Here is a 12,849-nt window from a genome sequence, read left to right as displayed (position 1 = left end):
GTGATGATGGGTCTGCCCCAAGAAAAGGGGGGCCTAGCTGCTGTGAAGCGGGAAGCTAGCTGATTTTGCGGGTGGCCCGGCGTTTGCTGAGCTCGTCGTCCGGGAAATCCTGATCGGCGGCGTGTTCGCTGGGAAGTGCCGCAAGGCTGCCTTCCACTTCTCGCCAGACCTTACCGACGGCGATGCCGAAGACTCCCTGCCCGCCCTGGACCAGGTCGATGACTTCCTCGGCGGAGGTGCACTCGTAGACGCTGGCGCCGTCGCTCATCAGGGTGATCTGGGCCAGGTCTTCGACGCCACGTTCGCGGAGGTGTTCGATCGCTGTTCGGATCTGCTGCAGGGAGACGCCGGTGTCGAGGAGGCGCTTGACCACCTTGAGCACCAGGATGTCACGGAAGCCGTACAGGCGCTGGGTGCCGGATCCGGAGGCGCCCCGCACCGCAGGTTCAACCAGCCCGGTGCGGGCCCAGTAGTCGAGCTGCCGGTAGGTAATGCCAGCGGCCTTGCAGGCGGTGGGGCCGCGATAGCCGGCATCCTCGTCGAGGATGGGGAGGTCTTCGGTGAAGAGGAGGCCCTGTGCGCTGGTAGGGATGCCAGTTCCGGCCGCAACCGCGTTGGAACCCGTACCGGCGTCGCCTTTGGGACTCACGTGCTGCCTCCTCGTTCTGTTCACCGTTGGAATACTAGGCACGGCAGCATCCGACATACACCAGAATTCTCAGGGTTTGCTCTCAAGTTTGCCCTGAGTTCATTGGTAGTGCAATGGAACCGTATGATTCGACGTTAGATTGCCGGGCACCCCAGGTCAAAGATGCAGGCCCTAAAGAGTTTGGCGTGTCGGGCCGTCAGCGCTCGAAATCCTCCGGCTCGACGTCTGCAAGGAACTCGCGGAACTGACGCAGTTCTCGTTCGGCGTTCACCGGTGGGGTGGCGGGGGTCTCGTCGTCGTCGTCCTCGGTTGCCTCGGTGATCTCGACGCCGGCCTCGTCCATGACCGAGGATGCGCAGTAGATGGGGCAGGGAACGCGGAGCGCCACGGCGATGGCGTCGGAGGCCCGGGAGCTCACCGTGGTGCCGTCGTCGAACACCAACTCGGCGTGGAAGACCGTGTCTTCCACAGAGGTGAGCTGCACCTGCCGGACGGACCGGCCGAGGGCGTTGACCACGCTGACCAACAGATCGTGGGTCATGGGGCGCGGCGGGACGATGCCCTGCTGGACGAACGCGATGGCGCTGGCTTCGGGCGCGCCGATCCAGATCGGAATGTGGCGCTCCCCCTGGGTCTCCTTGAGAAGGACCAGCGGTTGGTTGGAGGGCAGTTCGATCCGTACTCCGACAACTTCTACTTCAAGCATTGTGGGCCGCCTCAGCTATCCATGCGGGAAATTTGTCCCTGAACCAGCGCCGTGTGCAGGTTCAGGCACAGCTCGCTGATCTCACGGGCCATTTCGGCGGCGCGGGCCTTCGAGGCGACGTCACGCCGGGAGGCGACGGGTGCAACCACCCGCTCGACGAGGCCCAGTTCGCGGTCAGCGGCCGCGCGGAACGGGCGGAGGTGACGGGGTTCGATTCCGTGACCTTCGAGCAGCACGCACGCCCGCGTGATCCGCAGAGCGTGCTCGTCGAATCGCCCATCGACGGGGGCGATCAGCCCGAAGCCCACCAGGTCGAGGACGAGAGCATGCCTGGCCCCTGCCTCTGCCGTCAGGGTTTCAAGCGTGAGTGAACGCGTATAGGAGTGCAGGTCGCGGGACAGCTGCTCGGAGACCATCCGGGGCGAAAGGGTCATCCCGCCGGGGAGCGATTCGGGCTGCTCGCCGCGGTCGATCGCGTCGACGTAGTCCTTGATGACTTTCAGCGGCAGGTACTGGTCGCGTTGGAGCGCAAGCACGAACCGGAGGCGCTCAACATCGTGCGGTGCATATTTGCGGTACCCGGCGCGGGTGCGCTGGGGCGAAATCAGCCCCTTCTCTTCAAGGAACCTGATTTTGGACGCGGTGATTTGCGGGAAGTCCTCGGACAGTTCCGTCAGGACCTCGCCGATGTTGAGCACGTTGCCGTGGACTCGCTCGGGAGCGATGCCTACGGTGCGCCGTGCTGACTGGGGTGAGGGCATGCAGCGGGACCTATTCCTGTCCGAGTGGCTGGACTGGTGGCTGCTGCGCTGCTGCGGTCTGGGCGCTGTAGAAGGTCAAACGGAACTTGCCGATCTGAATCTCGTTGCCGTTGCGCAGCAACACGCTGTCCACCCGATCATTGCTGACGTAGGTGCCGTTGAGGCTACGGGTGTCGCTGACCGTGAACCCGCCGTCGACCCGCTCAAACTCGGCGTGCTTGCGCGATACCGTGACGTCGTCGAGGAAAATGTCGGCGTTGGGGTGTCGACCGGCGGTGGTCAGATCCTGGTCGAGGAGGAATCGCGCACCGGAGTTGGGACCACTGTGAGCGATGAGCAAGGCCGAGCTGCTGGGCAGCGCAGTAACCGCTGCCTGCTCTTCGGCGGAAAGCTTGGGGTCCACGACGGCTGGAGGAGCCAGTGCAGGGATTCCGATGGTGGTGGTCTCCGGCGACGGCGCCTGCTGCTCTGATCCGCCATTCGTGGCTGCGTTCTCGTTGCCAACCATTGGTGTTCCCTCCCCAAAATATGTAGCCAACCGGTCGAAAGACCGATTGGCCACCGTGTCCTTGCAACGGTGATTTTGCCTAGCTGTGCCGGACGTGCCCGGTCCCTCTAGCCTACCTGCTGTGAGTACTCCGTTGAACTCAGGAGTTCATCCACAACCGAGGGATCGGTGACCTTTATTTCGAGGAGCCATCCTTCGCCGTACGGATCGGAGTTGATGAGCGCCGGGTTGTCCTCGAGGGCTTCGTTGCGTGCCACCACTTCACCGGTGACGGGGGCGTAAATGTCGCTGACGCTCTTGGTGGATTCGACCTCACCCACCACATCGGCAGCGGTGACCGGTGAGCCGGCTTCCGGCATCTGGACGTAGACCACGTCTCCGAGGGCATCCTGCGCGAAATCGGTGATCCCCACGCGGACCACACCGTCGTTGCTTGGCGTGGTCACCCACTCGTGGTCGGAGGTGTACTGAAGATTCTCTGGAACGTTGCTCATGGGCAGCCTTTCGTCATACTCCGGTCCGACTGGGCGCGACGTCCTGGGGATGCCACTGATCGAGTATAGGCATAACGCCTGGTCGATGGGCAGGTTCGCCCTACCCACGGACCGCTGAGTGAGGAAAGATCAGTGAATGACCGATCTACCCTTCCCCCTCCAGCCCATGCTCGCGAAAGCCGTCAGCGAGGTGCCCGCACCCGACAGCGTGACCGGCGGCCTGTTGTACGAACCGAAGTGGGACGGTTTCCGGGCCATCATCCACCGCGACGGCGACACCGTGGACATCGGTAGCCGCGGGTCCAAGATGCTCACCCGGTACTTTCCCGAACTTGTTGAGGCACTGAAGGTCTCCCTCCCCGAGCGCTGCGTGGTGGATGGCGAGATTGTGGTGCGCACCGGGTCCCCGGGCAATGAGCGCCTGGACTGGGAGGCCCTGTCCCAGCGCATCCATCCCGCCGAGAGCCGGGTCCGCCTGCTCGCGGAGGAGACCCCCGCGTCGTTTATCGCGTTTGACCTCCTGGCGGACGGCTCCGGAAACCTTCTCGACTCCCCCTTCGCCGAACGCCGCGCCGCCCTGGAACGGATAGCGGACGGGTTCAGCGCACCCGTCCACCTGTCACAGACCACCCATGACGTGGACCTCGCCCGCCGCTGGCTGGTCGAGTTCGAAGGCGCGGGGCTCGACGGTGTGGTCGCCAAGCCGCTCGACGCCGGGTACGAGCCCGGAAAGCGCCGCATGCTCAAGATCAAGCACCACCGCAGTGCCGACGTCGTCGTCCTCGGCTACCGGGTGCACACCAGTGGTGCCGGTGTCGGCTCCCTGTTGCTCGGACTGTACGACGACGGCGAGCTGCGCAATGTCGGTGGCGCCTCAGCGTTCACCAACAAACGGCGGCTGGAGCTGGTGGAGGAGCTGGAGCCCGACGTCGTGCGGGACGCCGACGGCGGCGCGGTGCGTGGTGAAACCGACCGCAGCAGGTTCAGCGGGAGCAAGGATGTGTCGTTTGTGCGCCTGCACCCCCGGCGGGTGATGGAGGTCAGGTATGACCAGATGGAGGGCTCACGGTTCCGGCACACCGCCCAGTTCTCCCGGTGGCGGCCGGACCGCGACCCGGAGTCGTGTACGTTCGAGCAATTGGAGGTCCCCGTGGCGTACGACCTAAGCGAGGTTCTGGCCTAGGTGTACTGACGCCCTATTTGCCCTATTTGTCCTATTTGCCCTACTTGTCCTTCTTGGCACGGCTGGGCTGGACGCGGGACGGCTCCCCCGGCATTTTGGGATAGTCGGGCGGGAACGGGAGTTCGCCGAGGCCCGAGTCGAGGTCGCGCTGCCACCAGCTCAGCAGCTCATCAATGGAGCCCGGCTTGTCGTGGAAACGTGCCCACGGGTCGCCGATGGTTTTGAGCCGTTCCGGCACGGTGAGGACGGTGTAGTTACGGGGGTCGGCGTTCTCCAGCTCATCCCACTCGATTGGGCATGACACCGGGGCATGGGCGAGGGCCCGAGGGCTGTAGGCACCGGCGATGGTGCGGTCGCGGTTGGCCTGGTTGAAGTCGACGAACACTTTTTCGCCGCGTTCTTCCTTCCACCACGCCGTCGTGACGGCGTCGGGCATCCGGCGTTCCAGCTCACGGGCCGCGGCAATCACCGCGTGGCGGACGTCCAGGAACTCCCGGACCGGTTCGATCGGGGCGAAGACGTGCAGCCCACGGTTGCCTGAGGTTTTGATGAACGCCTCGAGACCGGCTTCCTGCAGCACCTTCCGTAGCTCGATCGCGGCAGGGATGGCGTCGTCGAAATCAGTGCCCGGTTGCGGGTCCAGATCAATCCGCAGCTGGTCCGGATTGTCCGAATTGTCGGCCCGCGACGGCCAGGGGTGAAAGACGATCGTGTTCATCTGGGCGGCCCAGACGGCGGCGGCAGGCTCGTCGATGACGAGCTGCGGGTGAGACCTGGCGCTGGGATAGATGACCATCACCGACCGGATGTACTCGGGGGCACCCTTGGGTGGATTCTTGGAGAAGAACTGCTCGCCGCCGATTCCGTCCTTGAACCGCTGCAGGGCCAGGGGACGGTCACCATTGGCAGCGACGAAGGACTCCCCCACCTCGACCAGGTACTTGGCCAGGTCCAGCTTGGTAATCCCGAGGTCAAGCCATAGCACCCGGCTGGGACTGGAGATCCGCACATCCCGGGAGCCATGGGGGCCGTCAACGGTCAGGACTGTCGCCTCAGATGCCATAGCTACAACATACTCCCGGACGGGCCTCCCACCACCTATTTCTGGCACTGGCCTAGCTTTGTAAGCGTGTTCGACCAGCCCCTTCCCGGCTCGACCCCGGAGCCTCCCGCGGATCCAACTCAACGGATTGTTTGCGCCTTGACGGTGTGTCACGAGGCCCCTACCTTTGGGCGAAGGGGACGTCCGTCGACAGCTGGAAGGTTGCACATGTGCGGATCTGATGCGGAAGACCCCACGTATCCTTCCCAACCTTCGCCACCATTTGCAGCCCACCGGGATGCCGTCCCGCCGACAACTGCTCATCAAGCGATCCCGCAAGTGCTCGCCAGCGCGATCGGCACTATCCAGTTGCTGACATCGCGTCGACTTCATCATCCACGGCGAAATGTCGGGCGGACAATCCACTTCGCTGACGGCAGTTCCGCTTGGGTCTATCGGGAGACCCGGGTCGATACCGGATCTGCAAAAACCCCCACGGTACTGGTGGTCGGATTCGTCCTCAGAGGGATTCGCGGCCCAGCACACCTGGCTTTCCGTCTGGAAAGCTGGCTGAATCTTCCGATGTTTGTCGGGTTCCCTGGATTCACCTCGAAGCTGTGGATGACTAACGACCAGCATGGTTGTTACCGCGGAGTCTATGAATGGGACGGAGCCGAGCGTGCGTTGGCGTATGTTCGTGCTCTCAGCTGGGTACTCGGACTGGTCAGTGTCCCGGGGACGATCAGGGCGCATCTTGTGCCCGGGGTGCACAGGGACGACGCCCTCAGCCGGCCAGAACTGCTTGGCGCACCTGGGGCAAAACCTGATCAGTGGTGGCAGCCGGCGTCACACCACGAGGGCGGAAGCGGTCGCGAGGTAGATCGTCACCGTCAGAATGTCCTGGATCACCGTCGCCAGGGGGCCGGACCCAAACGCTGGGTCCTTCCCGAACCTACTGATAATCCAGGGCAGCACCAAGGCAATGATCGTCGCGATTGACGCGGCGGCAAGGAGGGAGACCGCAACCGATACGGCCACCTGCCAGTCCTGCCAGATCAATCCGACGACAATCAGGGACACCCCGCCGAGGAGTACGCCAAGGATCACTCCGGTGGCAATTTCCCGTCCTGCGATCCTGCGGATTCCCACGCCGAGGGACAGACCTCGGATCACCAGCGCCTCGGTCTGCGTACCGATCGCGTCGGCGAGGTAGACCACCCCGGGGACGAAAAAGGCGATCAGGACGTGCTCCGCGAGATCCGCTTCGAAATTACCGACCACTCCCGCTGCAATCAGGGCTCCGATGAGCCCCACGATGAGCCAGGGAAGGCGGTGCCACAACCGAAGCAGCACGGGTTCCACTGTCGTCGTCCGGGCAACCGAGGTGGACCGAAGAAAACCGCCGAGGCGGGCCAGGTCTTCTTCGTGCTCGGTCAGCAGGACTTCCAGGAGGGCGGTGGCAGGTACGAGGCCGACGAATCGACCGTCGTCGACGACGGCGAGGGTGGGTTCGTTGTGTTGGACTGCCTTCCACGCCGCCCGTTCCTAAACCGTTGTGGAAGCGACAATTGGTGGCTGGGAGTCCATGAGCTGGCTCACCACAGCAGTCGTCGGGGCGGCCAACAACCGCTCGATGGTGACCAGACCGAGGAGTTGGTCCCCCGTCAGCACGGCGATCACCGCGGCACAATCGTAGTGCTGCCCGCGCATGTCATCCAGTGCCTCGCCGACTGATTCATCGGGGTGTGCAGTGGGCACCCGGCGTGTGGTGTGTTGAGCCGCCGTCCGGAATTGAGTTGAATCGCCAGGATTAAGAACCGTCATCGGAAACCCTTCTCCACTTCGTAGAGCCGCTACCCAGGTGAACCAAAGGATAGGGGATCAGCGAGACTGCCGCTGGCACAAAGGTCGCCGGCCAAGTCGCCTGTTGACGGACCCGAGTTGAGGTTACACACCGGTTCGTCGGGCGACGCGCACCGGTGATGCAACGCTCCATCAGTCCAGCAGCGCCTCCACCGAGACGAAGCCGTAGCCTCGCGCTCGCAACCCTTCGATGATGCAGGGCAGGGCGGCGGCGTCGAGGGTGGTGCCGTCGTTCGGGTTGGAACCCACGTGCATCAGAACAATCTGGCCGGGCCGAGCCGTGTTCAGGACCCGCTGGCACACAATCGAGGCGGTGATGCCGCCGGATGTCCCCTGCCAGCCCAGCGTGTCCACCGTCCAACGGAACGGGACGTAACCGAAGCCGTTGACGACGTCGATGTCGAGTGGAGTCCGATCGCCGTAGGGGAACCGGAAGTAGGGCATGGTCGTCTTGCCGGTGAGCGGCCAGATGGCGGCCTCCGCTCGCGCCAGTTCGAGCCGGATGGCCTCGTTGGTGAGCTGCGGGAAGTACGGGTGGGTGTTGGAGTGGTTGCCGACGGGGTATCCCTCAGCTGCCATGGCACGCACGCTGGCAGGATATGCACGCGCGAACTGGCCGGTCACGAAGAAGGACGCCGTGGCGTCATACCGATCGAGAGTGTTGAGGATGGAGGTCACCCCCGCATTGGAGGCACCGCCGTCGAAGGTGAGGGCCACGACGGGGCGCGTCGTGTGGAAGGTCTCCCAGTCGGTGTCATCCCATTTAGCGGGGACGGATGGCCATGGCTTGAATGCGGCGTTGGGCCCGCTGTACTTCGCGGGATAGGCATACAGGGCGCCGTCCGTCCGCACCGCCCAGATCGTCTGGGCACGAGGATCGAGCTGAGTGGCGAAGATCTTCGGGAAGGCGGACCACCCCGTTCCGATCTGTGTCATGGGGAACGATGTGCCGCTGGATGAGGCGGCATAGAGGCGCAATCTGGCCTCGCTGTCCACAACGAGCAGGTCAGAGCGGCCGTTCTTGTCCCAGTCGCCCGCTCCCACGACCTGGCGCATGGGGAGCCAGCCTCCACCCAGTCTGATACGGGGAAGGAAGCCACCGGTGCCGTTGGTCGGGTAGACGTGCATAATGCCGGCCGTGTCGGTGGCCATGACAGCGGGAAATCCATTGACGGACTGCTGGACCGGCGTCCACGTCCGCAAGGCCAGCCAACCATGGCCGATCTGGCGCGCAGCGAGGAATCCACCCGAGCCGTTGCCCGGGTACAGCATCAACCGCCCGTCTTTGAAACGTGCGATCAGGTCGAGCGCACCGTCACGATTCCAGTCCACGCCACCCTGGACGCTCTCGGCGACCAGCCAGCCGTTCCCAATCTGGCGGGGGGAGGCGAAACCCTCGCGAGCGTTGGCCGCGTAGTAGAAGAGGCGGCCATCGGTCGCGATCAGCATGAGATCGCTGAAGCCGTTGCCGTCCCAGTCACCGACCGAGATCGTGCGTGAGGCTGTCCATCCATACCCAATCCGGTATGGCGACGAAAAGCGGATGGAGGGGTTGGACGGCAGAGTCTGCGCCGGCAGTGCGGCAGGTGACTCTTCGACGGTCGTCTCTGAAGCGATGTGATGCGGTGCTACGACCGCGCTCCCCGGTGAAACCACACCGGTGAGGACGAGCCCTGACACGAGACCGCCTACGAGGACGCTCCGCTTCGCAGCCGCGGCACCCCCTCGCAATCCTGCAATGATGCTCCCGCTCATCTTGTGCCCCTTCCTCTCAAGTCGCCAGTAGAGGGGCTTTCCTACCCAGCTCCTACCTAACTCCCGTTGGCCCCGGTTAGATAGAGTCTTTGGTCCGTGATCCGCTCACCTCGCCTGTAGCGCCGCTCTACTTCCCCCCAACATCTTCTCCACCACATCTGAGGGTGCGGTTCGAAGACATCGACGCGTCGACCTGGACCCAAGTTCGTTGCCCGATAGATACCTTGCTCCATCACTTGGGTCCTGGGCCGGTCACCGTTCGAGTGGTTGAGCAGTGACGGCGGATAACGGGGAATACCCACGTTGCGGGGCTGGTTATGCGGGGTATGAGACTTCTTCCCACGCAGCCCGTACCTGAACTTGACCTGGCCTTGGTCCGCGGAGGAACTACCGGTGATCTCAGCCTCGGGACCGGAGCTGGCGGCCGTTTTACCATGGTGGTGTTTTACCGTGGACTGCACTGTCCGATCTGTCGTCAGCAGCTGACCGAACTCGACCGGCGCCTTGGTGATCTCAAGGCGGCTGGCATCGGACGCGTTCTGGCTGTCAGCATGGAGACGCAAGAGCGCAGCGATCAGGTGGTGGACCAATGGCACCTTAACAGTGTTCCTGTCGCATATGGGCTCACCGAAGCAGCCGCCCGTGATTGGGGCCTGAACCTATCCCAAGCAATAAACGACGGCGAGCCGGCGCTTTTCAACGAGCCAGGAGTCTATATCCTCGACCAGGACCGGACCCTGTTTTGGGCAAGCACCGCCACCATGCCTTTTGGTCGCCCTGCCATCGACGAGATCATCACCGGCGTCCGTTACGCTCAGGAACATAACTATCCGGCGCGTGGAGCCGCCTGACAACGCCCGCTTAGTTATCCTGCAGGCCTTCCCAGGCAAACCTTGTGCCGCATCTGAATGTGGCCGTTGCAAAGCCGGTCCCAGCACCTGCTACGGATGAACCGCACAGGGCTCCCAAGCCCCCACCGACTAGACCACCCTCACCGCATGACCCCTCAAAAGAACCCGTACGGGGGTCCTAAGCACAGGTTCCTTTACATTTCCGTGCGTGGGCCTACCTGCTATCACAAAGGAGAAAAACACCATGGCAAAGATTCTGATGGTCGTTTCGGCCGCTGATTCCCTGACGATGAAGGACGGTAGTCAGCACCCTACCGGGGTGTGGGCCGAGGAACTGGTGGTTTCCCACCGGACCCTCCTCGGCGCCGGACACACGGTCCACATCGCCTCCCCTGGCGGGGTAAAGCCGACGTTCGACCAGGTCAGCCTCGCCCCGGAAATGGCCGGAGGGCAGGAGAAAGTCGATGAGTTCCGGGAGTACATCACCTCCATCGACGATGAACTATCCGCAACGCTGGTCCTCGCCGAAGTGGACGCCGCGATTTACGACGCCGTGGTCCTGCCAGGCGGGCACGGCCCGATGGCTGACCTGTTTCAGAACGAGGACCTTGGCCGCATCCTGATCGCCGCCAACGACAGCGGGCGAATCATCGCTCCTTTCTGCCACGGTCCTGCCGGATTGCTCAGTGCAGTGGACGGAAACGGAAGGTTCGCCTTCGAGGGCCGGCGGATGACCGTGTTCACCAACAAAGAGGAGCTATCCGGGGGAACCGGGGAGAACACCCCGTGGTTCGTGGAGACCGCATTGCAGGAGCAGGGCGCCGTAGTGGAGCTGGGCCCTGACTGGTCATCCTTCGTGGTGCGCGACGGCAACCTGATTAGCGGCCAGAACCCCCAATCCAGCCACGACGTCGCCGTCGCCGTCATCAACGCCCTAGCCGAATAAGCCAATCACCGCAGGCGGCGGATAGGGCGCCGTCTGCGGCAAACACCCTCCCAGGTACCCGCCACCGCTATTCCGCCAAGGTCGGCCTCGCCCTAGCCTGGGAACGATCCCGGTGCACCCCCGCGCTGGCCCTGGTGGGCTGGCGGGGGGAGCACTGGACCAGCCACGGATCACGGAGTTTCCCAACACCACCGGGTGGGCCGTCATCCAGCAACAGCCAAGCCCATGATCTCGTCCCCTGATGCCCACTGTGTCCTAGATTGCAGAACTCTCAGTGCTGGCTTGTCTATCATCGTTGGATACCACGGATAGGAAGGCAAGGACATGAGTTCACCACATAGCGAGACGCGGGCGAAAAGATCCGCAACTGACCCCGGCCCCTCAATTGGAACCCGTGTCCTGGCCGGGGCCGTCGGCGGTCTTGCCGGCGGGATCGTATTCGGGTTCCTGATGGCCACGATGGGCATGCTGGGCATGATTGCCTCACTGGTCGGCTCAAACTCGGCGATCGTCGGCTTCCTGGTCCACCTGACGATTTCAATATTGATCGGCCTCACCCTGACGGTACCCGGTGCTGGACTCCTGAAAAAGGGCTTGCTCATCAGCGCCGTCGTGGGCATTGTCTATGGCATGCTGTGGTGGGTTCTTGGCCCACTGCTGATCATGCCCACCATGATGGGTATGCCCCTTTTCACCCTCGACGCGGGATCCGGTGCCTCGCTGATGGGGCACGCGGTTTATGGCCTTATTCTGGGACTGGTGGCAACCCTCATTATCCGGCGCGGCCGGTGACCACGCCGAACCTGTTGGCAGCCTGCTCCACCACCATTGTGTCCGCAGCCAGCAAACCTGCGACGCCTTGGGCGCCACATGAACGGGAGAGAGAACCCTTGACCGAAACCGGGGAGCCCTTCAGCTGCCTCAACGCTGTGGAGCTCTTCGCTGACCTCACAGCCGAGGACATGGATGCTCTCGACAGGGTGTCTCCGCCTCGGCTCTTTCACAGTGGTGAACTCGTCTTCAGCCAGAGTCAGCCCATCAAAGCCCTGTTCATCCTCAAAGCAGGGCGGATCCGAATTTTCCGGGTAGCCGAGGATGGGAAAACTCTCACCATCGCAATCCTTGAACCCGGCGCGGTGTTCGGTGAGATGGTGCTGATAGGCATGCAAATGTACGACAACTATGCCGAAGCGCTCGAAGAATCAACCGTGTGCCAGCTCAGCGCAGCAGATGTCGAAAACCACTTCCTCTCAAACCCCAAACTGGCGGTGAAAATCTCCCGCCTACTCGGCGAACAAGTCGCCAGGTTGGAAGAACGTCTCACCGACATGGCCCTGCGCCCCCTTTCAGCCCGCACCGCAGCGACCCTGCTCAAACTCGCCGACGCGGCTCCCCGCAGCAGGTTCACGCACTCGGTAGCCGTGAAACTCACCCACGAACAACTTGCTGGACTGCTCGGAGCAACCCGCGAAGCCACCAGCAAAACCATGTCCGACTTCGCTGCCAAAAAACTGCTCCGGCAAGGCCGCGGCCGGATTATCATCGAAGACGCCCAAGGACTGCGCCGAATCTCCCGCACCACCTCGTAACCCCTCGGGCGGTGGCACATCAGCCTCACAAACCCATGTAGACCCTGCCGTCCGTTCGCGGCAGGGTCTACATGTCCTCCAACGGTGCTGGGAGATGGCTACTGCTGTCGACTTCTGGTCATTGGTGCCGGGATGCTAAACCCGGAGACCTCTTTGTCATTGGCCGGGGCTATCCTCGTGTCCATGGCGCATAAGTTTCACGGTGACAGCTGGGGCATGGCTCCCGGTGCCCGCAACTGGCGGCGGCCCCTGCAGGTGCATGCACCTGACCCGGCGGACGTGCATACCACCGAGGCAACGATCCCGCTGTGGACCGACCTTACCTACGCTGACGGCGGCACAGCCACGGTCAAGGCCTTCGCCCTCGGGTGGACCGACGCGGCCGTCCGCATCCAATGGGTTGAGAAGAGCCTCGCCCGGTACGCCTGGGTGGATGCCAGTAAGGTGCGTCGGCGGGTTCTGGAGCGAAGATAGTCCCGGGAGCGGTTTCAGAGAGATTTGA

At 63.3% G+C, this 12,849-nt stretch carries 15 protein-coding genes; 6 read left to right on the top strand and 9 right to left on the bottom strand.

Features of this window, described 5'->3' with window-relative positions; genetic code table 11:
* Positions 1 to 55: 55 nt before the first annotated feature.
* The 5 genes from IWX64_RS13875 to gcvH form a co-directional block, all read right to left on the bottom strand.
* Positions 56 to 649, bottom strand: coding sequence for a MerR family transcriptional regulator (locus tag IWX64_RS13875; protein WP_196867719.1), 594 nt, complete (start codon positions 647 to 649; stop codon positions 56 to 58).
* 196 nt (positions 650 to 845) lie between these two features.
* Positions 846 to 1,355 carry a bifunctional nuclease family protein gene (locus IWX64_RS13870; RefSeq protein ID WP_196867718.1) on the bottom strand — a complete coding sequence of 170 codons (510 nt, stop codon included), beginning with the start codon at positions 1,353 to 1,355 and terminating at the stop codon, positions 846 to 848.
* A gap of 11 nt (positions 1,356 to 1,366) precedes the next feature.
* Positions 1,367 to 2,116: a transcriptional regulator FtsR gene (gene ftsR, locus IWX64_RS13865; protein ID WP_245345690.1), complete on the bottom strand. Its 750-nt coding sequence runs from the start codon at positions 2,114 to 2,116 to the stop codon at positions 1,367 to 1,369.
* 10 nt (positions 2,117 to 2,126) lie between these two features.
* Positions 2,127 to 2,624, bottom strand: coding sequence for an FHA domain-containing protein (locus IWX64_RS13860; RefSeq protein ID WP_196867717.1), 498 nt, complete (start codon positions 2,622 to 2,624; stop codon positions 2,127 to 2,129).
* A gap of 107 nt (positions 2,625 to 2,731) precedes the next feature.
* A complete protein-coding gene (gcvH, locus tag IWX64_RS13855) occupies positions 2,732 to 3,118 on the bottom strand; it encodes a glycine cleavage system protein GcvH (RefSeq protein WP_196867716.1) in 387 nt (128 codons plus the stop codon).
* A gap of 136 nt (positions 3,119 to 3,254) precedes the next feature.
* On the opposite strand from gcvH, the gene IWX64_RS13850 reads away from it, so the two are divergent.
* Positions 3,255 to 4,301 (top strand): ATP-dependent DNA ligase, encoded by a 1,047-nt coding sequence (locus IWX64_RS13850; RefSeq protein WP_196867715.1) that lies wholly within the window; start codon positions 3,255 to 3,257, stop codon positions 4,299 to 4,301.
* A 40-nt stretch (positions 4,302 to 4,341) separates the two neighbouring features.
* Here the strand turns inward: IWX64_RS13850 and ligD are convergent, their stop codons facing one another.
* The 4 genes from ligD to IWX64_RS13830 all read right to left on the bottom strand — a co-directional run bounded on the left by ligD (position 4,342) and on the right by IWX64_RS13830 (position 8,961).
* On the bottom strand, positions 4,342 to 5,364 hold the full coding sequence (gene ligD, locus IWX64_RS13845; protein ID WP_196867714.1) for a non-homologous end-joining DNA ligase: 1,023 nt from the start codon (positions 5,362 to 5,364) through the stop codon (positions 4,342 to 4,344).
* 825 nt (positions 5,365 to 6,189) lie between these two features.
* Positions 6,190 to 6,696: a magnesium transporter gene (locus IWX64_RS13840; RefSeq protein WP_196867713.1), complete on the bottom strand. Its 507-nt coding sequence runs from the start codon at positions 6,694 to 6,696 to the stop codon at positions 6,190 to 6,192.
* Between the two features lie 192 nt (positions 6,697 to 6,888).
* A complete protein-coding gene (locus IWX64_RS17335) occupies positions 6,889 to 7,053 on the bottom strand; it encodes a hypothetical protein (protein ID WP_442859062.1) in 165 nt (54 codons plus the stop codon).
* 285 nt (positions 7,054 to 7,338) lie between these two features.
* The gene (locus tag IWX64_RS13830) at positions 7,339 to 8,961 is read right to left on the bottom strand and encodes a polysaccharide deacetylase family protein (RefSeq protein ID WP_196867711.1); all 1,623 of its coding nucleotides are present in this window, start codon (positions 8,959 to 8,961) and stop codon (positions 7,339 to 7,341) included.
* A 317-nt stretch (positions 8,962 to 9,278) separates the two neighbouring features.
* Here IWX64_RS13830 and IWX64_RS13825 point away from each other — a divergent pair, with 317 nt between their 5' ends.
* From IWX64_RS13825 to IWX64_RS13805, 5 genes are all read left to right on the top strand, one after another.
* Positions 9,279 to 9,812, top strand: a complete 534-nt coding sequence (locus IWX64_RS13825; protein ID WP_334683313.1) for a redoxin domain-containing protein — start codon at positions 9,279 to 9,281, stop codon at positions 9,810 to 9,812.
* Positions 9,813 to 10,056: 244 nt separating this feature from the next.
* Positions 10,057 to 10,758 carry a type 1 glutamine amidotransferase domain-containing protein gene (locus IWX64_RS13820; RefSeq protein WP_196867709.1) on the top strand — a complete coding sequence of 234 codons (702 nt, stop codon included), beginning with the start codon at positions 10,057 to 10,059 and terminating at the stop codon, positions 10,756 to 10,758.
* Positions 10,759 to 11,082: 324 nt separating this feature from the next.
* Entirely contained in the window at positions 11,083 to 11,550 is a 468-nt protein-coding gene (locus IWX64_RS13815; protein WP_334683312.1) for a hypothetical protein, read from the top strand.
* A 98-nt stretch (positions 11,551 to 11,648) separates the two neighbouring features.
* Positions 11,649 to 12,347, top strand: a complete 699-nt coding sequence (locus tag IWX64_RS13810) for a Crp/Fnr family transcriptional regulator (RefSeq protein ID WP_334683311.1) — start codon at positions 11,649 to 11,651, stop codon at positions 12,345 to 12,347.
* A gap of 183 nt (positions 12,348 to 12,530) precedes the next feature.
* Entirely contained in the window at positions 12,531 to 12,821 is a 291-nt protein-coding gene (locus IWX64_RS13805; protein ID WP_196867707.1) for a hypothetical protein, read from the top strand.
* The last annotated feature ends 28 nt before the right edge of the window (positions 12,822 to 12,849 follow it).

This window comes from Arthrobacter sp. CAN_A212 (genome assembly GCF_015752345.1).
Classification (GTDB): Bacteria; Actinomycetota; Actinomycetes; order Actinomycetales; family Micrococcaceae; genus Arthrobacter_D.
The sequence above is the reverse complement of the archived record's forward strand: the minus strand, read 5'-3'. Positions and strand labels throughout refer to the sequence as shown.